General features: G+C 60.4%; 21 protein-coding genes and 1 pseudogene. 14 read left to right on the top strand and 8 right to left on the bottom strand.

Features of this window, described 5'->3' with window-relative positions; translation table 11 throughout:
• Positions 1-179: 179 nt before the first annotated feature.
• The 5 genes from AC54XV_RS10625 (at position 180) to greB (ending at position 3,656) form a co-directional block, all read left to right on the top strand.
• On the top strand, positions 180-1,601 hold the full coding sequence (locus AC54XV_RS10625; RefSeq protein WP_058399429.1) for an MltF family protein: 1,422 nt from the start codon (positions 180-182) through the stop codon (positions 1,599-1,601).
• Between the two features lie 112 nt (positions 1,602-1,713).
• On the top strand, positions 1,714-2,148 hold the full coding sequence (locus tag AC54XV_RS10630) for a DoxX family protein (protein ID WP_003406787.1): 435 nt from the start codon (positions 1,714-1,716) through the stop codon (positions 2,146-2,148).
• A gap of 244 nt (positions 2,149-2,392) precedes the next feature.
• Positions 2,393-2,701: a hypothetical protein gene (locus tag AC54XV_RS10635; protein ID WP_003406785.1), complete on the top strand. Its 309-nt coding sequence runs from the start codon at positions 2,393-2,395 to the stop codon at positions 2,699-2,701.
• Between the two features lie 104 nt (positions 2,702-2,805).
• Positions 2,806-3,135, top strand: coding sequence for a hypothetical protein (locus AC54XV_RS10640; protein WP_003316621.1), 330 nt, complete (start codon positions 2,806-2,808; stop codon positions 3,133-3,135).
• 47 nt (positions 3,136-3,182) lie between these two features.
• A complete protein-coding gene (gene greB, locus AC54XV_RS10645; RefSeq protein WP_057457677.1) occupies positions 3,183-3,656 on the top strand; it encodes a transcription elongation factor GreB in 474 nt (157 codons plus the stop codon).
• Between the two features lie 92 nt (positions 3,657-3,748).
• On the opposite strand, the gene AC54XV_RS10650 is transcribed toward greB, so the two are convergent.
• Together AC54XV_RS10650 and AC54XV_RS10655 are read right to left on the bottom strand one after the other, a co-directional pair.
• Positions 3,749-6,265, bottom strand: coding sequence for an ABC transporter permease (locus tag AC54XV_RS10650; RefSeq protein WP_496718562.1), 2,517 nt, complete (start codon positions 6,263-6,265; stop codon positions 3,749-3,751).
• Positions 6,265-6,948, bottom strand: a complete 684-nt coding sequence (locus AC54XV_RS10655; RefSeq protein WP_003406778.1) for an ABC transporter ATP-binding protein — start codon at positions 6,946-6,948, stop codon at positions 6,265-6,267. The genes AC54XV_RS10650 and AC54XV_RS10655 overlap by 1 nt, the downstream gene beginning before the upstream one ends.
• A 10-nt stretch (positions 6,949-6,958) precedes the next feature.
• Here AC54XV_RS10655 and AC54XV_RS10660 point away from each other — a divergent pair, with 10 nt between their 5' ends.
• From AC54XV_RS10660 to AC54XV_RS10670, 3 genes are all read left to right on the top strand, one after another.
• On the top strand, positions 6,959-7,564 hold the full coding sequence (locus AC54XV_RS10660) for an arylesterase (protein WP_003406776.1): 606 nt from the start codon (positions 6,959-6,961) through the stop codon (positions 7,562-7,564).
• A 56-nt stretch (positions 7,565-7,620) separates the two neighbouring features.
• Positions 7,621-7,902 carry a hypothetical protein gene (locus AC54XV_RS10665; RefSeq protein ID WP_003315714.1) on the top strand — a complete coding sequence of 94 codons (282 nt, stop codon included), beginning with the start codon at positions 7,621-7,623 and terminating at the stop codon, positions 7,900-7,902.
• Between the two features lie 111 nt (positions 7,903-8,013).
• Entirely contained in the window at positions 8,014-8,979 is a 966-nt protein-coding gene (locus AC54XV_RS10670; protein ID WP_011267417.1) for a L,D-transpeptidase family protein, read from the top strand.
• Between the two features lie 546 nt (positions 8,980-9,525).
• On the opposite strand, the gene AC54XV_RS10675 is transcribed toward AC54XV_RS10670, so the two are convergent.
• Complete coding sequence (locus AC54XV_RS10675; protein ID WP_003347084.1) at positions 9,526-9,777, bottom strand: Lpp/OprI family alanine-zipper lipoprotein; 252 nt, start codon at positions 9,775-9,777, stop codon at positions 9,526-9,528.
• A 461-nt stretch (positions 9,778-10,238) separates the two neighbouring features.
• Here AC54XV_RS10675 and AC54XV_RS10680 point away from each other — a divergent pair, with 461 nt between their 5' ends.
• A complete protein-coding gene (locus AC54XV_RS10680; RefSeq protein ID WP_003315710.1) occupies positions 10,239-10,526 on the top strand; it encodes a GNAT family N-acetyltransferase in 288 nt (95 codons plus the stop codon).
• 86 nt (positions 10,527-10,612) lie between these two features.
• Here AC54XV_RS10680 and AC54XV_RS10685 read toward each other — a convergent pair whose 3' ends face one another.
• Positions 10,613-11,689: a 3-deoxy-7-phosphoheptulonate synthase gene (locus AC54XV_RS10685; protein ID WP_003406774.1), complete on the bottom strand. Its 1,077-nt coding sequence runs from the start codon at positions 11,687-11,689 to the stop codon at positions 10,613-10,615.
• Between the two features lie 233 nt (positions 11,690-11,922).
• Here AC54XV_RS10685 and AC54XV_RS10690 point away from each other — a divergent pair, with 233 nt between their 5' ends.
• The 4 genes from AC54XV_RS10690 to cysB all read left to right on the top strand — a co-directional run bounded on the left by AC54XV_RS10690 (position 11,923) and on the right by cysB (position 15,514).
• Positions 11,923-12,894, top strand: coding sequence for a putative 2-dehydropantoate 2-reductase (locus AC54XV_RS10690; protein ID WP_024650840.1), 972 nt, complete (start codon positions 11,923-11,925; stop codon positions 12,892-12,894).
• Positions 12,895-12,897: 3 nt separating this feature from the next.
• Positions 12,898-13,818: a 5'-nucleotidase gene (locus tag AC54XV_RS10695; RefSeq protein WP_496718567.1), complete on the top strand. Its 921-nt coding sequence runs from the start codon at positions 12,898-12,900 to the stop codon at positions 13,816-13,818.
• A gap of 76 nt (positions 13,819-13,894) precedes the next feature.
• On the top strand, positions 13,895-14,389 hold the full coding sequence (locus AC54XV_RS10700) for a universal stress protein (protein WP_003406771.1): 495 nt from the start codon (positions 13,895-13,897) through the stop codon (positions 14,387-14,389).
• 150 nt (positions 14,390-14,539) lie between these two features.
• Complete coding sequence (gene cysB / locus AC54XV_RS10705; protein WP_003406770.1) at positions 14,540-15,514, top strand: HTH-type transcriptional regulator CysB; 975 nt, start codon at positions 14,540-14,542, stop codon at positions 15,512-15,514.
• A gap of 133 nt (positions 15,515-15,647) precedes the next feature.
• Here cysB and AC54XV_RS10710 read toward each other — a convergent pair whose 3' ends face one another.
• Positions 15,648-16,382, bottom strand: coding sequence for a phosphoadenylyl-sulfate reductase (locus tag AC54XV_RS10710; RefSeq protein ID WP_104653165.1), 735 nt, complete (start codon positions 16,380-16,382; stop codon positions 15,648-15,650).
• Positions 16,383-16,521: 139 nt separating this feature from the next.
• Here AC54XV_RS10710 and thrH point away from each other — a divergent pair.
• Positions 16,522-17,139 (top strand): annotated as a pseudogene (gene thrH, locus AC54XV_RS10715) (bifunctional phosphoserine phosphatase/homoserine phosphotransferase ThrH).
• A gap of 134 nt (positions 17,140-17,273) precedes the next feature.
• On the opposite strand, the gene pabB reads toward thrH, so the two are convergent.
• From pabB to rloB, 3 genes are all read right to left on the bottom strand, one after another.
• Positions 17,274-18,617 (bottom strand): aminodeoxychorismate synthase component I, encoded by a 1,344-nt coding sequence (gene pabB / locus AC54XV_RS10720; RefSeq protein WP_058822255.1) that lies wholly within the window; start codon positions 18,615-18,617, stop codon positions 17,274-17,276.
• Positions 18,618-18,692: 75 nt separating this feature from the next.
• The gene (locus tag AC54XV_RS10725) at positions 18,693-19,670 is read right to left on the bottom strand and encodes an alpha-L-glutamate ligase-like protein (RefSeq protein WP_161632394.1); all 978 of its coding nucleotides are present in this window, start codon (positions 19,668-19,670) and stop codon (positions 18,693-18,695) included.
• The gene (gene rloB / locus AC54XV_RS10730; protein WP_024650843.1) at positions 19,670-21,205 is read right to left on the bottom strand and encodes an osmotic stress tolerance membrane protein RloB; all 1,536 of its coding nucleotides are present in this window, start codon (positions 21,203-21,205) and stop codon (positions 19,670-19,672) included. The genes AC54XV_RS10725 and rloB overlap by 1 nt, the downstream gene beginning before the upstream one ends.
• Between the last annotated feature and the right edge of the window lie 3 nt (positions 21,206-21,208).

Below are 21,208 nucleotides of genomic sequence, written 5' to 3' on the forward strand. Positions count from 1 at the left end.
GTGCTACCTCCAGCTGAAGGCTGCCGAGCATACCAGAGCTCTGGCCACAACAAGAAAACGCTGGGTATTCAAGCGATTGAACCTCAAGGTTCAACGATTTCCTTCGCTGTTCGATGCTGCTGCGTGACCTCAAGATTTCCTTTTTCCTGTTTCTTTCCGGCATTGCCCTGGGGAAGTGAATGATCCGATCCGCGCTTGTGTCTTTGATCTGCCTGTTACCGCTGCTGCCCTTGCAGGTTTCTGCTCGGCAGACCGGTCCCGAGGTCGTGCAGCACACGGTGCAGGTGCGCGATTTGCCGGCGATTCGCAGCAGCAAGGTGCTGCGCGTGCTGGTCAATCAGAGCCGTAACAGCTCCGGCGACGTCAAGGGGCAGGAAATCGGCGTCGAATACCATCGTCTGCAAGCTTTCGAGCAGTACCTCAACAGCCATTCCCGTGCCGGGCAGAAGGTCACGATCAAGGTCATCCCCAAGGCCAAGAACCAGCTGCTGACGGCCTTGCAGCGCGGAGAAGGCGACATGATCGCGCCCGGCGAGCTGCTCGATGTCAGCGACGCCAAGGGCATTCAGGCCAGCGCACCGATCGTGCACGACGTGCCTCTGGTGCTGGTCGGCGTTCGTGGTCAGCGCAGTGTGCGCCGTGTGGATCAATTGTCCGGAAAGACCCTGAGCCTGCCCACCGGCAGTGCCGCCGATGAAGCCCTGCATCAGGTCAATCGACAACTGGAGCTGCGCAAGCTGCCCTTGGCGAAAATCGAATGGGTCGACCCCAGTCTGGCCGTCGAGGATGTGCTGGAAATGGTTCAGGCCGGGATTTACCCGATGACGCTGGTCGAGCAGCCGATTGCCGAGCGCTGGGCGAGGATCATGCCCAAACTGCGCATCGAACGCGGCCTGACCTTGCAGACCCACGGGGATATCAGCTGGTTCGTTCGTGACAATGCCACCCAGCTGCGGGCCAGTGTCGACGATTTCCTTAAAGACTATAAGCCGTCGGCCCAGCAGGATCAGGTGTTCGCCAACGCGTACAAGAACACCTACAAGGTCAACAACCCGTTGGTGCGCAACAACCTGCAGCGTCTGGAACAACTGCGTCCGATGTTGCAACGCCATGCCGATGCACAGGGCATGGACTGGCTTGATCTGGCAGCCCTCGCGTTCAAGGAATCCAAGCTAGACCCGTCTGCCAAGGGCAGTGGCGGCGCGACAGGGCTGTTGCAGATCACGCCGTCGGCAGCAAAAAGCGTTGGCGTGCCGAGCATCCAGAGCGCTGACGACAACATCCGTGCCGGGTCGCGCTACATGGCGCTGATCCAGCGCAAGTATTTCTCCAGTAACCGGGTCAACGAACGCGAGCGCATGGCATTCGTGATGGCCGCCTATAACCTGGGGCCTGAGCGCGTGCAGGGCATGCGCGAGGAAGCGCGGCGTCGCGGGCTGAACCCGAACCAGTGGTTCTTCCAGACCGAGCGTGTGGCGATGGAACAGGGCGGTGCCAATGTCGTGGCGTTCGTGAACAGCGTCAACAAGTACTACCTGGCCTTCGACCGCGAGCGTGACTCGCTGGAAAAGAGCGGGCCCAAACCTGCGGTAAAACGCTAAAGATCGATTTATTCGATTTGTATGCGCCGTTATTTGCGGTTTTTACATGAGTGAATTTGATTATCATGGCGCCACTCGCTGTTAATCACCCATCACTCACGGAAAGTCTCGCATGAACACATTGATCAAGTCGGTCCTCACCACTCGCGCCGGTTACGGCCTGACTGTCCTGCGCGTCATCGTCGGTATCGCGTTCATCGCGCACGGCAGCCAGAAACTGTTCGGCGCCTTCGGTGGTTATGGCCTCGAAGGCACTGCGCAGTACATGGAAAGCCTGGGCCTGACGCCGGGTTACCTGATGGCGCTGATGTCGGGCAGCGCCGAATTCTTTGGCGGCCTGGGCCTGCTGCTGGGGCTGCTGGCTCGTCCCGCTGCGGTCGTGGTGATCCTGTTGTTGCTGGTGGCGATCTTCACCGTGCATATCCACAACGGCTTCTTCATGGCCAACAACGGCTACGAGTACGCGCTGGCACTGCTCGGCGGTGCCGTGGCAGTACTCATCGAAGGTGCAGGCAAGTTGTCGCTGGACCGTATCATCGGCCGATAACCGGCTACGCTTGCTGTGCAAGGCCCGCTCTTGTAGCGGGCCTTGTGCGTTTGCAGGCTCCTGCCATGAATGGCAATTGACAACGAATGGGACGTTTCTCTAGGATGCGTGCTCAAGCGCCGATTTAACAACTACTTGCGGGGCGCCTGGCAAGGCTGAAGTCTTGTCGAAATACCGCTAAAACGTTGGTTCGGTGTTGCCTCTCACCGCTGCCCAGCGGATCTTGCGAGGCAGAGAAACCACCATGAACAACCTGCGCCCCCTCATTCGTCTTTCCCCGATCAGCACGGTCTTGTCACGCAAGAATCCGAAAATCCTCCTCAGTGGCTCCCATCAGCCCACGCTGTTGCGCTATCTCGATGGCTGGCCACGTCGGCGTGGCGGTTCCTGTGCGTTTCTGATTCAGTTTGCCGAGACCCACCAGTCGCTGAGCCATTTTGCTGACGATCAATTCGACCTCGCCGTGGTGCAATCGCCGCAGGCAGACGATGTCGGGCAGGTGATTCGAGACCTGACCCGCATCGCCCGGCAGGGCCTGATCACGCTGGGTTGAATCGCCTGATTCAGCCAATTGGCAGAGAAGGCATATTGCTGGCCCCCGGCGCGTGAGCGGACAGGCAAAATCGCCGCCTTATCAAAGGATTAGGTGGTTTTCGCATGCGTTTGGTCTATTGTGCTCTGGCGTGCCTGACGCTTTCCGGGCTGGCTTTTTCCGTTCAGGCCAGAAACGCCACGGAAAACGAGCGTTACCTGTGTCGTTGGGGCTCGGCCATTGCTGGCGGTGCGCAGGCCTCCAAGCTGTCAGGCGTGACTCGCTATGGCGCGCGGCAGAAGCTGCAGGCGCGCAAGTTTGCCAAACAATGGATGCGGCCCATGGCATTGCGTATCACGGAGCAGACTTACGACAGCGAGTCGCGGCTCAAGCCTGATGCGGTGACCAAGGTCTATTACGACGGCTGCATCCAGCATGAGGTGGCGCGACGTTGAGTCTTTATTGCCTGTCGAACTGATTTTTTCAGGGCCGGAGAAACCTCTTGAGTACAAAGATCATCACCCGTGACGGGCATGAAGCCCTGAAGAAAGAGCTCGACTACCTGTGGCGAGAGCACCGGCCGGACATTACGCAAAAGGTCGCCTGGGCGGCATCGCTCGGGGATCGCAGCGAGAACGCCGATTACCAGTACAACAAGAAGCTGCTGCGCGAGATCGACCGACGCGTGCGCTACCTGCGCAAGCGCCTCGAAGACATGCGTGTCGTGCAGTATTCGCCGGAGCAGGAAGGGCGGGTGTTCTTCGGTGCCTGGGTCGAGATCGAGAACGAAGCGGGCGATCTCAAGAGGTTTCGCATTGTCGGCTATGACGAAATCTATGGGCGCAACGACTACATCTCCATCGACTCGCCCATGGCTCGCGCCTTGCTGAAGAAGGAAGTCGGCGACGAGGTGCTGGTCAATACGCCTGAAGGCGAGAAACTCTGGTTCGTGAATTCGATTGATTACGAGAAGTGAGGCCGGACGCAGAGCGTCCGGAATTGCATTCTCACGCGGAGCGCTGATCGCTATACACAACTAGCTCGCTCCCACTGGATTTGTGAGTAGCCTCAACCCTCGCGCAGCACGGTCAGCGGGCTGACGTTCAGTGCGCGGCGGGTGCCGAATACACCGGCACCACCGACCAGCAGGGCGCCGATCACCGGGAGCAGCAGTAGCCACGGATGCGGTTGCCATTCCAGCGAAAAGGCGTAGCGGTACAGCACGAAGCTCACCAGCTCACAACCCAGTGCCGCCAGCACACCGCTCGCGGCCCCCAGCAAACCGAATTCGATACGTCGCGACTTGATCAGCAGCGCTCGCTCTGCGCCCAGTGCGCGCAGCAGTGCGCCTTGCCGTATGCGTTCGTCCAGCGTGGCCTGCAATCCGGAAAACAGCACGGCGATACCTGCGGCCAGCACGAACAGCAGGACGAACTGCACAGCCAGGGTGACCTGATCAAGAATGCTGCGTACCTGCGCCAGCAGAGCCTCTACCCCCAGAATGCTGATGGAAGGGTAGGCGCGCGACAGCTCGACGATCTGCTTGTCCTGGCCGGGTGGCAGGTAAAAGCTGGTCAGGTAAGTGGTCGGCAAGTCGGCGAGGGTGCCGGGTTGGAAAATCATGAAGAAGTTGGGCTGGAAGGTATCCCAGTTCACGTCCCTGAGGCTGGTGACCACGGCTTCGCGGGTCAGTCCGCCGACGATGAAGCTCAGGCGGTCGCCCAGTCTGATTTTCAGGCTGTCGGCCAGTTTGGCCTCGATCGAGACACCGGGCGTCGCGTCGCTCTGCGCGGACGCAGGCAACGCTTTCCACCAACTGCCTGCAGTCAGGGTATTGCCCTCGGGAAGCTCGGCGGCCCAGGTCAGGCTCAGGTCGCGACGCGTGGCATTTTCACCGCGCGAATCCTTGGTCACGAAGTTGCTGACCGGTTCACCGTTGATGCTGGTCAGGCGTCCAGGCACCACCGGGTAAAGGGGCGCCGCGTGAGTGGACAGCTTGCTCAGGGTCTGGGCGAAGTTTTCTTTATCGGCTGGCAGTACGTTGAGCACGAAATAGTTCGGTGCATCCTTGGGCAACTGATTTTGCCAGGTGTCGAGCAGCTCACCGCGCAGCAGCGCGATCAAGCCCATCGACAGCAGAATCAGGCCGAAAGCCAGTGATTGGCCGGCAGCTGCCAGCGGGTAACGCAGCAGTTGTCCCAAACCCAGTCGCCAGGGCAGCGAGGCGCCGGACAGCAGGCGGCGCAGGCTGTTGAGCGCCAGCAGCAACAGGCTGCCGAGCAGCAGCGCGGCTACGATGCCGCCGCCCAGCAGGGCGAAGGTCAGCACCAGGTCCAGGCTCAGACGCCACATGATCAGGCCCAGCGCGAGCAGCGCTGCGCCATACACGAGCCAGGAACTGGCGGGGATCGGCAGCATGTCGCGACGCAACACGCGCAACGGCGGCACGCGACCCAGTGCAGCCAGCGGCGGCAGGGCAAAACCGGCCAGCGCTACCAACCCGGTGCCCATGCCGGCCAGCGCAGGCAGCACGCCCCCCGGCGGAACGGTCGCCGGGAGCAGATTTTGCAGCAGCGCGAACAGTCCGAGTTGTGCAAGCCAGCCCAGCAAGGCACCGCTCAGGCTGGCCAGCAAGCCGATGATCGCCAGTTGCAGGCTGAACAGGGTCATCGCCTCACCGCGCGACAGCCCCAGGCAGCGCAGCAGGGCACTGGCATCGAAGCGCCGTGCGGCGAATCGGGATGCCGACAGCGCGACAGCAACGCCCGCCAGCAAGACGGCGACCAGACTGGCCATATTCAGATAACGTTCGGCCTTGCCCAGTGCGCCGCCGATCTGCTGGCTACCATCGCGGGCGTCCTTGATTTCCTGGTGCGGCTCAAGACCCGGTTCGATGGCTTTGCGATAGGCCGCCAGTGCTTCCGGCGGGCCGCTCCACATCTCTCGATAGCTGACCCGGCTGCCCGGCTGCACCACGCTGGTGGCAGCGAGGTCCTGCAGGTTGATCATCACGCGTGGGGTCAGGCTGTAGAAGTTGCCTGCCCGATCTGGCTCGTAAGTCAGTATGCGGGTCAGTTTCAAGGTTTTGGAGCCGACGTCGAGGTCGTCTCCGACCTTCAGATCGACCGCAGGAAGCAGGCGTGCCTCGACCCAGGCTTCACCCGGATGCGGACCGCTGCCGGCCTGTTCCGGTTGGTACAGGTCTGCGGCGCTTTTCAGTTCGCCGCGCAATGGGTAAGCGTCGTCCACCGCCTTGATGCTCGACAGCTGGATACCTGCGTCGGTCGCGATCACGCTGGAAAACACCACGATCTGCGCATGCTTGAGTTGCAGGCGTTTGCCTGCTTCGACCTGCTCGGCACGCGCCGGGCTCGAGCCTTCGAGGATCAGATCGGCACCCAGGAACTCGGTCGCCCGCAGCAGCATCGCGCCGTTCAGACGGGTGCCGAAATAACCGATGGCGGTGCTCGCCGCCACGGCGACCAGAAGGGCAAAGAACAGTACTCGCAACTCTCCTGCGCGCGCATCACGCATCAGTTGGCGGACAGCGAGGCTCAGCAGGCGGGCAAAAGGCAAACGTGCCATCAAGGCTCCAGCGGGGCGACCAGTCGGCCCCCTTCAAGGCGGATCAGGCGACGGCAGCGATGCGCCAGACGCTCATCGTGAGTGACCAGCACCAGCGTGGTGTTGCGCTCCTTGTTCAGTTCGAAGAGCAGGTCGCTGATGCGTTCGCCGGTGTGGCTGTCAAGGTTGCCGGTGGGTTCGTCGGCAAACAGCACGTCGGGGTCGGCAGCGAAGGCGCGGGCAATGGCGACCCGCTGCTGTTCGCCACCCGACAACTGACGCGGCGTGTGGGTCAGGCGCTGGCCAAGGCCCACCCGTTCCAGCAGGTCACGGGCTTTTTCGCGGGCGTCTTTGCGGCCTTCGAGCTCCATCGGCAGCATGACGTTTTCCAGCGCGTTCAGGCTGTCGAGCAACTGGAACGACTGAAACACGAACCCGACGTGCTCGGCACGCACTCTGGCGCGCTGGTCTTCATCCAGTTCGCTGAGGTTGCGGCCCGAAAGGATGACCGAACCGGCGCTGGGCAGGTCCAGCCCGGCCAGCAAACCGAGCAGGGTGGATTTGCCCGAACCGGAGGCACCGACGATGGCCAGCGTGTCGCCCTTGTTTAGTTCCAGGGAGAGTTCGTGCAGGATGGTCAGGTCACCTTCGGTGCTGGGGACTACTTTGCTGAGGCTTTGGGCACTGAGAATACTTTCACTCATGGAGAATCCGATGCGTGCGTTGTTTTTAAGTGCTGGCCTGGGGTTACTGCTGCTGTCACAGGGCGCGTTGGCGGGCACGGTATTGATCGTTGGAGATAGTATCAGTGCGGCTTTCGGGCTGGATACCCGCGTGGGGTGGGTCAGTTTGCTGGAACAGCGTCTGAGCAAGGAGGGATTCGACGACAAGGTGGTCAATGCGTCGATCAGTGGCGACACCAGTGCAGGCGGCCAGGCGCGTTTGCCTGCGCTGCTTGCAGAGCATAAGCCGGAGCTGGTTATTCTGGAATTGGGCGGCAACGACGGCCTGCGCGGCCAGCAGCCTGCTCAATTGCAACAAAACCTTTCATCGATGATCGACCGCTCGCAGGCGGCAGGTGCCAAAGTACTGTTGCTGGGCATGCGCATCCCGCCCAACTACGGGCCACGCTACACCAAGGCCTTTGAAGAGGTTTACAGCAACCTGGCCCAGGAAAAAAAGGTCCCCTTCGTGCCATTCTTTCTGGAAGGTGTAGGCGGGGTGCCCGAGCTGATGCAGGCCGATGGTCTGCATCCGGCGGCGGCCGCTCAGGGCAAGTTGCTGGAAAATGTCTGGCCGAGCCTGAAACCGCTGCTTTGAGGCTTTCCCGGGCGGGGGCTTTCGGCTAATGTGGCGCCCCCGATCTGGAGCCCCCCATGCCGCGTCCCGCCTGGTCCCTGTATGCCTATCAAATGCTTGAACCCGATGAGCAGCTGGATCTGTTCGCCTGTCAGGAAGTGCGCGTCCATCTGATCGCTCGCCAATTGGAGCTGGGCGGCTCGATCGACCGTACATTATGCGGCACTTTATTGCCGGCCCAGCCGCAAATGCGCGCCGTCGAACTGCAGGCCATGCGTGATGAGCGTCTGTGCCCCTTGTGCAAGGCCATCATGGATGCGCAACGCAGGGGCATGAATCCGATCTGGCCTGAACTCTAGCTGTCATGACTGCCGGAAGGTCGGCCGCAGATATCCCCGATCCGGCAAGGGCCGGTGTACACTTCAGTTCTTGTTTCCATCTCTTTAGTCGTTACCCGAAGGATCTCCCGGATGTTGTCGCGCATTCCAGCCGTTACCCGCTGTCTGTCGCTTGCTGCTCTGTGCGCGGCGAGCTCTGTCCATGCACTGGAGTTTCCGTTGCCGCCGCCCGGCGAAGACATCGTGGGGCAGGTGCAGGTCATCAAGGCCAAATACGAAGACACCTTCGCCGATCTGGGCACCCGATACGATCTGGGCTATCTGGAAATGATCGCTGCCAACCCTGGCGTCGATCCCTGGTTGCCGGGGGCGGGCAAGGACATCGTGCTGCCGACCCGCTTCATTCTGCCGCCGGGTCCGCGCGAAGGGATCGTCATCAACCTTGCCGAGTACCGCATGTATTACTACCCCAAGGGGCAGAATGTCGTGCACACCTATCCACTGGGTGTCGGTCGTGAAGGCTGGGGGTCGCCGATCGGCGTGACCAAGGTGACGGCCAAGACGCCGAACCCGACCTGGACACCGCCGGCCTCGATCAAGGCCGAGCATGCGGCCGATGGCGATCCGCTGCCTGACGTGGTGCCGGCCGGTCCGGACAACCCGCTGGGGCCGTTCAAATTCGGCCTGGGGCTTTCCGGCTACCTGATCCACGGCTCGAACAAGAAGTTCGGCATTGGCATGCGCACCAGCCACGGCTGTTTCCGCATGTACAACAATAACGTGCTGGAACTGGCCGACATGGCCCCGGTCGGCACGACCGTGCGCATCATCAGCGAGCCCTACAAGTTCGGCATCAGTGGCGGCAAGGTTTACCTGGAAGCGCACACGCCGGTTGATGACCTGGGCAACCCGTCGGTGGTCGACAAGCACACGGCGGTGATCAACGCGCTGCTCAAGCGTGACGACCTGGCCAACAATCTGCGCATGAACTGGGACGTGGTACGTGATGTGGTCGCGGCCGAAGACGGCATGCCGGTGGAGATCGCAGAACCGGGCAAAGCGCCTGCGAATGCTGAAGAGCCGGTGATTTTTCAGTAAATCGTCGCCAGCAATTGCTCTCGTGCCAATGCGGAGCGTTGGCATGCGGTTCGTGACGCTCCGCGTCACAAGTCTTCAGCTCAACACACCGTCATGCCGCGCCCGCAGGAGGCCGCCATACGCGCTTTTCGATCACGATGGCACAGACGACGCAGAGTGCGACGTAAGTGACGGCTGAGTCCTGGCGCTGATCCGGGGGTAGCCTGGCAGGACGCCAGGCTAGCCGCACCGGACCATGGATGGTCCGTTGCGGCGACCCCCGGATCAGTGACAGGGCGAAGGAACCCGACGAAGTCGGGCCGGAAACCGGAGCGAGGGGGTTTGCCTACTTTGGCCCCATCAAAGTAGGTCGCCGAGGGGCGAAAAGGTGACCTGAGCCGAACCTCAATCCACCTGACAACGAAAAACCGTCAAAAGAGAGTCATAGGGTCTTGGCCCTGTTCCTGGAGTCATTCAGGCTATTGCACAGGCAATCACCGAGCCAGAAAACAGGCAAAAAAAAGCCGACCCGTTGCCGGGTCGGCTTTCAATAATCCCGAGGGATTATTACTTGCGGCTGGCTTTGTCCAACATGCGCAGAGCGCGCTCGTTGGCTTCGTCAGCAGTTTGCTGAGCTTTTTGAGCAGCAGCCATAGCTTCGTCAGCCTTGCGGTAGGCTTCGTCGGCACGTGCTTGCGAACGAGCTGCTGCGTCTTCGGTAGCGGTCAGACGAGCTTCGGTTTCTTTGGATACGCTGCTGCAACCGGTAGCCAGAACTGCGGCCAGAGCCAGAGCAGAGAATTTCAGAACGTTGTTCATCGTGTTCACCTTCAAGGAATTTTTTTTCAAATTAGTCATCTCTCGAAAATGAGAAAACGACCGGCGTACATAGTACCCATTGTTTGTAGTAAGTAAACGGACCCGGCGCAAGAAGCTGCTAAAATTCCTCGCTTTGAAAGCGTTCCGCGTTACTTCTCAAGCGTTCTGTACAAAAACTATCCACTTTAACGGGACCCCTGCCGTGCTGAAGCGTTCCGGACAGTTCATGCAAGACCATTCCTGATTGACTGTCGGTCGGCACATGAGCGTTTCCGGGTATTTTTACATCGAGCGCGCTTGAGCATAGTCGCTAATGGCGCCTACTATCTCAATGTGATGTCCGTCGAGATCGGCAGTGCCCTACCGGTGTCGAAAACAGGCACTGGGTGGCGTAGATGTTCCTTCGCCTGAAAAAGACCGGTAAGGTAGGGGTCAAATTCCAAGACCCGCGAGGAGTAGCGATGAGCGAGGCGTTGTCCATCCACCATGACGAAGTCGGCCACCATTTCGAAATCATTATCGACGGCCACCGTGCCTATCTGACCTATATGGATCTAGGCAAGCAGACCCTGGACTTCTATCGGACCTTTGTACCGGACGCCTTGCGGGGTCGCGGAATTGCTGCGGCGCTGACCAAGGAGGCGCTCGATTATGCCGACAGCATGGGCTATTCGGTCATACCGTCCTGCTCTTATGTCGAGCGCTACATGGAGCTCCATGATCTGCAGTCGCAGGCGGCCAAGCTCTGACGACCTGTAGCTACCGACAGTCAGCATAAAAAAACGCCGAGCATTTGCTCGGCGTTTTCGTTATTGCAGTGCAGTCGGTCAGGCAATTACTTGCGCTTGCGAGCTGGCAGCACATCCTTGAGTTTCGCGTGCATGCTGCGCAGGGTCTTTTCAGTGCTTTGCCAATCGATGCAGGCATCGGTAATCGACACGCCGTACTGCAATTCCGACAGGTCCTTGGGAATCGCCTGGCAGCCCCAGTTCAAATGGCTCTCGACCATCAGGCCGATGATCGATTCGTTGCCTTCCAGGATCTGGTTGGCGACGTTTTCCATCACCAGCGGTTGCAGGGCCGGGTCCTTGTTGGAGTTGGCATGGCTGCAGTCGACCATGATGTTCGGGCGAATGCCGGACTTGTTCAGCGCCTGCTCGCAGAGCGCAACGCTGACCGAGTCATAGTTGGGCTTGCCGTTGCCGCCGCGCAGCACCACATGACCGTAGGCGTTGCCTTTGGTGGTCACGATCGACACGCCGCCTTCCTGGTTGATACCCAGGAAACGATGCGGGCTCGACACCGATTGCAAGGCGTTGATGGCAACCGTCAGGCCGCCATCGGTGCCGTTCTTGAAGCCGACTGCCGAGGACAGGCCCGAAGCCATCTCGCGGTGAGTCTGGGATTCTGTGGTGCGCGCGCCGATGGCCGACCAGCTGATCAGGTCCTGCAGATACTGCGGGGAGATCGGGTCCAGGGCTTCGGTGGCGGTGGGCAGACCCATCTCGGCCAGATCCAGCAACAACTGGCGACCGATGTGCAGGCCATCCTGGATCTTGAACGAGTCATCCAGGTACGGGTCGTTGATCAGGCCTTTCCAGCCTACCGTGGTGCGTGGCTTCTCGAAGTAGACGCGCATCACCAGATACAGCGTGTCAGACACTTCCGCCGCCAGCGCCTTGAGACGCTCTGCGTACTCCTTGGCTGCCTTGAGGTCGTGGATCGAGCACGGGCCGATCACGATGAACAGGCGGTGGTCATGGCCATCGAGAATGTTGCGAATCACTTCGCGGCCCTGGCTGACGGTCTGCAGGGCAGCATCGGTCAGGGGGATGTCGCGCTTGAGCTGATCCGGAGTGATCAGAGTCTCGTTGGAGGCAACGTTGAGGTCGTCAATCGGTAAATCAGCCATCGTGTTACTCATCAGGTCGCGGGTACTGGCCGCCAACGGTCCCCCGTGCGGCGGTGTCCAGCTGGTTTGAGCGCAGCGGGGAGCCGAACCTTAGCGCGTTATCGCGCTGTTCGACAATAAGTAAACGAGGTATTGGCCAGGTCGTTGCCCGGGATGCGCTGCCTTATTGCAAGACAATCCGCTGCGACGGATAGTGTACGGCCGCAAATAGCGAGACAGTCAAGGGAGAGGTCATGAGTGTTGATTCCCGTGGTCCGCGCGTCGGCATCATTGGTACGGGTGCCATCGGTGGCTTTTACGGACTGATGCTGGCGCGTGCCGGATACGATGTGCATTTTCTGCTGCGCAGCGAGTTTGACACGGTGGCGCGCGAAGGTTTGCAGGTCAAAAGCGCCGTGCACGGCGAGCTGTCCCTCAAGCCCGTTCAGGCGTATCGCTCGGCGGCTGAAATGCCGCCTTGTGACTGGCTGCTGGTCGGCACCAAGAGCACCGGCAATGCCGCGCTCGGTCCGATCATCCTTCAGGTGGCTGCGCCGAATGCCAGCGTGTTGCTGTTGCAAAACGGCCTGGCTGTCGAAGACCAACTGCGTAACGTCCTGCCCGACAGCCTGCACATACTCGGCGGGTTGTGTTTCGTCTGCGTCAACCGGGTTGCGCCCGGCGTCGTCGCCCATGAAGCCTTCGGTGCGGTCAGTGTCGGCTATCACAGCGGCCCGGCGGACGATGAGGCGAGCCGCATGGCGGTCGTCGAAGCCTGCGCGGCCCTGTTCAAGACGGCCGGCATCGACGCGCCGGTCATGGCCAATCTGCAGCAGGCCCGCTGGCAGAAGCTGGTCTGGAATGTGCCCTATAACGGGCTGTCGGCCTTGTTGCAGACCAGTACCGGTCGATTGATGGCCGATCCTGACAGTCAGGCCTTGATCCGGGCGCTGATGGACGAGGTCGTGCAGGGGGCCGAGGCCTGCGGGCACACCTTGCCGCCGGGTTTCGCGCAGCATCTGTTTACAGTGACCGAAAACATGCCGGATTACAGGCCCAGCATGTACCACGACCTGGCCGAAAGACGCCCGCTGGAGCTGGACGCCATTTATGCCCGGCCCCTTGCGGCGGCGCTTGCCGCCGGGTTTGACATGCCTCGCGTGCGGGTGCTTTATCAGGCACTGGCGTTCATCGATCGGGGCAACCGCCCGGCAAGCAAGGAGTGATTCATGACAGAAGCTGAAGACCATAAGCTGGTACTGGCGATTTCATCGCGCGCACTGTTCGATCTGCGCGACAGTCATGAGGTGTACATGGCCGATGGCGTCGAGGCCTACCGCAAGTATCAGATCGAGCATGAGGACGAAATTCTCGCGCAGGGCGATGCGTTCCCGCTGGTGGAAAAACTGCTGAGCCTCAATGCCAGCCTGGAGAAGGCGCGCGTCGAAGTGGTGCTGGTATCGCGCAACAGTGCCGATACCGGCCTGCGGGTCTTCAACTCGATTCAGCATTACGGCCTCGACATCAGTCGCGCCGCCTTTGCCGGCGGGCGCAGTCCTTACCCGTATCTCGCAGCGTTTGGCTGCCACCTGTTTCTCTCCACCCATGCCAAGGATGTACGCAGCGCCCTGGATGCCGGGTTCGCGGCCGCGACCATCCTTTCGGGTGGCGCACGGCGTGCAGCCAGTGCCGAGTTGCGGATTGCCTTCGATGGCGACGCGGTATTGTTTTCCGACGAATCGGAGCGGGTGTACCAGAGCGGCGGGCTGGCGGCCTTTCAGGCCAGCGAGCGTGAGTGGGCTCGCGAGCCGTTGCGCGGCGGGCCTTTCAAGCCGTTTCTCGCCGCACTCAATCAACTGCAGCGCGAGTTTCCCGACGCGAGCTGCCCGATTCGCACCGCGCTGGTCACGGCTCGCTCGGCACCTGCCCATGAGCGCGTGATCCGCACCTTGCGCGAATGGGACATTCGTCTGGACGAGTCGCTGTTTCTCGGTGGTTTGCAGAAATCGGCCTTCCTTGAAGCGTTCGCCGCCGATGTGTTCTTCGACGATCAGCCCGGCCACTGCGAGAAGGCGCGTGATGTAGTGGCGACGGGGCACGTTCCACACGGCATCAGCAACGAAATAGTGCCGCTTGCCGACGGGGGCTGAGAAGTCCGCCGTCGCAGCCGATGATGCGCTGCTACGCTGAGTCAATCTCCGCCATTCGGGTTGTTCGGGAGGTTGTATGGTTCGTTCGATGCTGTATGCCGCAGACCTCGGTCTGTACGCGCCTTATGTAACGCAGCACGCGCTGGCGCTGGCTCGAACGTTCAACGCCGAGCTGTACGTCATCCATGTCGTCGAGCCTCTGGGCCTGTTCGCCGAGTCGGTGCTGCAGAGTTACCTGGGCGAGGAAGCGTTGAAAGAGCTTCGCGGCAAAGGTGTGAATGCATTTTTGAGTGGAATAGAGCAACGAATGCTCGACGGGTTTCGTGAAGAGTTGGGCGAAGGGCACTCGGACCTTTCCCTGATTCGTACGGTGCGCGTCGTGCAGGGCGAGCCTGCCAGCGTGATTCTCGAACAGGCGCACAAGCTGGATGTGGATTTGCTTGTGGTCGGCAGTCACAGCCGCAGCATGGAAGAGGGCTCCTCCATAGGCCGGACGGCTGCCAGGGTTCTGCAGTTTTCCGCTGTGCCGGTCTACATGGTTCCGATGATGTTGAAAAAGGTGCGGGGGTAGGGGAAAGGTCCAATTGGTGGTTTTAATGAAATCGAGCGTGCGATCACCTTACAAAGGTGATAAAAAGTTCTAGAATTATTCGTCTCACCATTAATCCAGTTATATACCGTCGCCGATACCCATAGGGTTTATCTGCTTTGAGGGATACATATGAAGCTCCAACAACTGCGCTACATTTGGGAAGTGGCGCACCACGACCTCAACGTTTCCGCGACGGCCCAGAGCCTTTACACCTCCCAGCCCGGCATCAGCAAGCAGATCCGTCTGCTTGAAGATGAACTGGGCGTCGAGGTTTTCGCCCGCAGCGGCAAGCACCTGACGCGTGTGACACCTGCAGGCGAGCGCATCATCACGACAGCGGGCGAGATCCTGCGCAAGGTCGAGAGCATCAAGCAGATTGCCCAGGAGTTCTCCAACGAGAAGAAGGGCACGCTGTCGATCGCCACCACCCACACCCAGGCGCGCTATGCCTTGCCGTCGGTGATCAGCAACTTCATCAAGCAATACCCTGATGTTGCGCTGCACATGCACCAGGGCTCACCGATGCAGATCGCCGAAATGGCCGCTGACGGGACGGTCGATTTCGCTATCGCCACCGAGGCGCTCGAGCAGTTCAGCGATCTGGTGATGATGCCGTGCTATCGCTGGAACCGTTGCGTTGTCGTGCCACAGGGCCACCCGTTGACCAAGGCACCCAAGCTGACCCTGGAACTGCTGGCCGAATACCCGATCGTGACTTACGTCTTCGGTTTCACCGGTCGTTCCAAGCTGGATGAGGCGTTCAGCCATCGCGGGCTGGTGCCCAAGGTGGTGTTTACGGCGGCGGACGCCGACGTGATCAAGACCTACGTCAGGCTGAATCTGGGTGTGGGTATCGTGGCGAGAATGGCGGTAGACGAGGAAGTGGACAGCGACCTGGTGGTGCTCGATGCCAGTGATCTGTTCGAGTCCAGCGTTACAAAAATCGCTTTCCGTCGCGGCACTTTCCTGCGGGGCTTCATGTGCGATTTCATCGAGAAATTCGCGCCGCACCTGACCCGCGAAGTCATGGCCAAGGCGATTCAGTGCCATAACAAGCAGGAAATGGAAGAGCTGTTTGCCAATGTCGAGCTGCCGGTGCATTAGACGCAGTTTTGAGCTACAAGCTGCAAGCTGCAAGTAAAAGCGCGCAGGCTCTAGCTTGTAGCTTGTAGCTTGTAGCTTGTAGCTTGTAGCTTGTAGCTTGTAGCTTGTAGCTTGAAGCTTGCCGCTCGCGACATTAGTCGCGCACTATCAGATTGCCCGCATGCAGCCCGCATTCCTTCTGCGTGGCTTCTTCCCACCACCAGCGACCTTCGCGCTCGTGCTGGTTCGGCAATACCGGGCGGGTGCAGGGTTCGCAGCCGATGCTGATGAAGCCGCGCTCGTGCAGGCTGTTGTAGGGCAGCTCCAGCATGCGGATGTAGCCCCAGATTTCCTCGCTGCTCATTTGTGCCAACGGGTTGAATTTGTACAGCGTGCGCTCGGCTGTCGAAAAAGCGCTGTCGATTTCCACTGCAGCAACGGCGCTGCGGGTGCCGGGGCTCTGATCACGGCGCTGGCCGGTTGCCCAGGCGCTGACGCCAGACAGTTTGCGACGCAGTGGCTCGATCTTGCGGATGCCGCAGCATTCGCCATGGCCGTCCCGGTAAAAGCTGAACAGGCCCTTTTCCTTGACGAAAGGTTCAAGCGTGCTGTGATCGGGCGAAACGATCTCGATCTCGATCTTGTAGTGCTCGCGGACCTGCTCGATGAAGCGATAGGTTTGCGCATGCAGGCGCCCTGTATCCAGGCTGAAGACCTTGACGTTCTTGTTCAGCTTCCAGGCCATGTCGACCAGAACCACGTCCTCGGCACCGCTGAAAGAGATCCACAGGTCGTCGCCGAAGTGCTCGAAGGCCAGTTTCAGAATGTCTTGTGCAGATTTGGTCGCATAGGTCGTCGCCAGTTCAGCGACGTCGAAAGGTTGGCTCATCAGGCGGCTTCCTAAAATGCAAGAGTGGCGCTTAAGCGCTCGTGATGGCGGCAATGGTAACAAAATCCGCTGTTCAGTGGCCGTTGCCAGCGGCTAGAGTGGCACTTGCGTCGAGAATGAATGGTTTGAGGAGTGTGCTGTGGAAATTGCCTGCCTGGACCTGGAGGGTGTGCTAGTCCCGGAAATCTGGATCGCCTTTGCCGAGAAAACCGGCATCGAATCGCTGCGTGCCACCACTCGGGACATTCCCGATTACGACGTGCTGATGAAGCAACGCCTGCGGATTCTTGATGAACACGGTCTGAAGCTGGCGGATATTCAGGAAGTGATCGGTACTCTCAAGCCGCTGGAGGGCGCCGTGGAGTTCGTCAACTGGCTGCGCGAGCGGTTTCAGGTAGTGATTCTTTCGGACACGTTCTACGAGTTCTCTCAGCCACTGATGCGACAATTGGGTTTTCCGACCCTGCTGTGTCATCGCCTGATCACTGACGAGACCGACCGGGTGATCGGTTACCAGTTGCGTCAGAAAGATCCCAAGCGTCAGTCGGTGCTGGCCTTCAAGAGCCTGTATTACCGGATCATCGCTGCCGGTGATTCGTACAACGACACGACCATGCTGGGCGAGGCCGACGCCGGTATCCTGTTCCACGCTCCTGACAACGTGATCCGCTAATTCCCGCAGTTTCCGGCGGTGCATACTTTCGATGACCTGAAAAAGGAGTTCATCAAGGCCTCGAATCGGGATTTGATGCTTTGAGGGCAAAGCCTCGGTTGCGCGCGACTGGAGACAGGTGACGCAGAGCGTCACGAAATGATCTGGCTATCGTGCCGACGCTCTGCGTCGGTATGCCGTTCTGGACGCTCTGCGTCCTCTTTGCGACGCAGAGCGTTTCAGAGTGCTTCAAGCGTCTCCAGCAGTACACGGACTTTGGTGAAGGTTTCCTGATATTCCGCCTCGCAGTCCGAGTCGGCGACGATGCCGCCACCGCCCCAGCAGGAAATCTGTCCGTCCTTGACCAGCAGGCTGCGGATGGCGATCGAGCTGTCCATTTCGCCACGCACGTCCAGATATATCAGAGAGCCGCAATACAGGCTGCGGCGGGTCGGCTCCAGTTCGTCGATGATCTGCATGGCGCGGATCTTCGGCGCGCCCGTGATGGATCCGCCAGGAAAGCTGCCGCCGATCAGGTCCAGTGCATCGTTGCCGGCGGCCAGCTCCCCGGTCACGCTGCTGACCAGATGGTGCACGTTGGGGTAGCTTTCCAGGCTGAACAGCTCGGGGACTTTCACCGAGCCGATGCGGCAGCTGCGGCCCAGGTCGTTGCGCAGCAGGTCGACGATCATCAGGTTTTCTGCGCGGTCCTTCTCGCTGGCCAGCAGTTCGGCGGCCAAGGCGGCATCCTGCGCCGGGTCCGCGCTACGCGGCCGTGTGCCTTTGATCGGGCGGGTTTCTACCTGCCGGGTGCTGACCCGCACAAAGCGCTCGGGAGAAAGACTCAGCATTGCATCGGCCCCCGGCAGGCTCAGGTAGCCGGCGAATGGCGTCGGACAAGCCGCTCGCAGCGCACGATAGGCGGCCCATGGGTCACCGACGCACTGCGCCTGAAAGCGTTGTGCAAAGTTGACCTGGTAGCAGTCACCGGCCTGGATGTAGGCCTGAATGCGTTCGAACGCCTGGCGATAGTTATCCGCGCTGATACTTGCCTGAAACGGCTGGCTGAGACGGAACTCCGTGCGCGGCTCAGGGATATCGACAGAGAACAGCTCAATCAGCCGTTCGCGTTCGCTTGCGGCCAGGGACGGGTGAAAAATCAGCTGGCTGGTCTGCTCCTGGTGATCACTGATCAGCGCCCAGGCGTAGAGCCCCAGACGGGCCTCGGGCAGTTGCAGGTCATCAATGGCCTGATCCGGCAAAGGCTCCAGGCGTCGACCAAACTCATAGCTCAGATAACCGATCAGGCCGCCAGCGAAGGGCAGCTCGCACCCGTCAGGCAGCTGTGCTGGGCCGAGGGTCTTGAGACTGTCGCGCAAGCGCTGGAGATAGGTCGCTCCGTTCTCACCATCGGCGACGGTCAGTTCCTGCAACGGCCATGCACTGAGCAGGTCATGTCGGCCCCGCACGGCTGCCGGCCTGCCGCTGTCGAGCAGCACCGCACCCGGCGCTTCGCGGATTCGCGCGAAGAACGCGATCGGGTCGGCGCTGTAGGGCAGGGGGTGTATCGAGCAGATCGGCATCGTCGAATATCGGCCTTGGAAACGCGGCTGGCGATTGTAGCCTTGCCGATGCGGCAGTCCTAGCGGTATGTCGGTTCAGACGCCGGGCACATGACCGAACAGGTCCTGAACAAAGTCGACCCGCTCCTGCGCCGATTCCTGACGTCCTTCGAGAGCCAGTTGCTCCAGACGCGCCTCGACGGCCTGAGTGCGATGGGTCAGGCCACTGTCGTTGGCGATCTGAATGTTCAGGCCGGGACGGGCGTTGAGCTCCAGAATCAGCGGGCCTTTGTCCTGGTCCAGCACCATGTCGACGCCGATGTAGCCGAGGCCGCACAATTCGTAGCACTCGGCGGCAAGCTTCATGAAGCCGTCCCAGTTAGGCAGCTGCACGCCATCCACCGAGTGGGTGGTGTCCGGGTGCTTGCTGATGATGTTGTTCAGCCAGGTGCCTTGCAGGGTAACGCCGGTGGCCAGGTCCACACCCACGCCGATAGCGCCCTGGTGCAGGTTGGCCTTGCCGCCTGATTGCCGGGTAGGCAAGCGCAGCATGGCCATCACCGGATAACCCATCAGCACGATGATGCGGATGTCCGGTACGCCTTCGTAGCTGATGCTTTTGAAGATCGGGTCCGGCACGACCCGGTACTCGATCAGCGCGCGGTCGCGGTGGCCACCCAGTGAATAAAGGCCGGTGAGGATGCTGGACACCTGATGCTCGATTTCCGAGTGGCTGATGATGCGTCCCGAGACGGTACGAAAGCGCTCCTCGAAACGGTCGGCGATCACCAGAATGCCATCGCCGCCTGCGCCCTGTGCGGGTTTGATCACGAAGTCGCTGTGCGCGCCGATGATCTCGTCGAGCCTGTCGATTTCCTTTTCCGTGGAAATCACGCCGTACATCTCCGGCACATGAATGCCTGCGGCGATGGCCCGCTCCTTGGTGATGATCTTGTCATCGACGATCGGATAGAGGCTGCGCTTGTTGTACTTGAGCACGTAGTCGGCGTTACGTCGATTGATGCCCATGATGCCGCGGGCTTCGAGCGCCTTCCAGGTTTTCCACCAGCCGATCACTTGGCCTTTTCCTCTTTCAGGAATGCCTTGAAGCGCACCAGTTCGGTCAGCCGGTAGCCACGGTATCTGCCCATCGCCAGCATGAAGCCGACCAGTATCAGCAGCACTGCCGGGAAGGTGAAGACGAAATAGGTCAGTTCCGGCACGCTCATGATCAGGTGTGCCAGCGACGCGGCGAACAGCGTACCGATGGCGACCTTCATGGCATGGCTGCCGCCACGCTCTTCCCAGGTGATCGACAGGCGTTCGATGGTCATGGTCAGAATCACCATCGGGAACAGCGCAACCGACAGGCCGCGTTCCAGCCCGAGCTTGTGGCTGAACAGGCTGATGGCAGCGATCAGCACCACGACGAAGGTCAGTACCACCGACAGGCGCGGCAGCATTTGCAGTTTCAGGTGCTCCAGATACGAGCGCAGTGACAGGCCCAGCGCGGTGATCACGGTAAACAGGGCGATGCCGAAGCCCAGTTGTGTCTCCCGGAATGCCAGCGCGATCAGCACCGGGGTGAAGGTGCCCAGGGTCTGCAGGCCGATCAGGTTGCGCAGGATCAGGATGACCAGCACGCCAATCGGGATCATGACCATGATCATGAAGGTCTGCTGGGTCTGCAGCGGCAAGCCGTACAGCGAATAGGCCAGGAAGTCCGAATCGGTGCTGGCGTCGGTCAGTTTGGCGAGACGCATGGCGTTCATTTCACTGTTGTTGAGGCTGAACGTGACTTGCACCTTCTTGCCGCCCTCGACGCTGACCAGGCCTTCCTCGCCGGTCCACCAGAGCAGGCGATCGTCCGGCAGGCCGGCTTCGCCGGTGTCGGGATTGAAGTACAGCCATTCCTTGCCGTTGAAGCTGCGCAGCCAGAGTTCCGGTGTCTGCTGCTCGGCATCCAGGCGAATGGTGTGGGCTTTTTCCAGCGGTACGTGGGCGATCGACAGCAGCAGCTCGGTGACCCGGGCCTTGTTGGACGCCGAGTTATCACCGGCCAGCAGCAGTTTGACGTTATCGTCATTCAGGTTGTTGACGCGCTTGATGGCCTCGGTGATGAAGGTCTCAACGTCCGCCGAATGCTGGCGAATGGGTGCCAGCAACGCTTCGGCTGCGACCTTTTCCGGGCCTTCGACGGTCATGCTGTCGCGAAAGATAGGCCCTTTGACCTTGGGTTTTTCACCGCTGTAGCGCTTGGTCAGCACCAGTCGGTAGTACAGGGTCTGGTTGCCGGTGGCGCGACGGGCCGACCAGGTGACCTTGCGGTTGCCGTCGGCGCGGTTGACGCTGACGCCGTAATTGTTCGAGATGAAGCTTTCATTGAGGCTGATGTAGTCGTGGGCCAGCGGCGGCACGAACATCTGCACCTTCACCGAATCCTTGGGATTGGCGACGAATTCGACTTTGGCGTCGATGTTCCACAGATCATCGGTTTCGTCTTCGCTGACGGGTATGCCGAGCGCCAGTATCTGATAGGCCGTGATCGCGATGCCGAGAGTCACCAGGGCAGTGATCAGGATCTTCAGATGGAGTGTAAGAGAGCGCATGGA

The sequence above is a fragment of the Pseudomonas fragariae (ex Marin et al. 2024) genome (assembly GCF_059621105.1).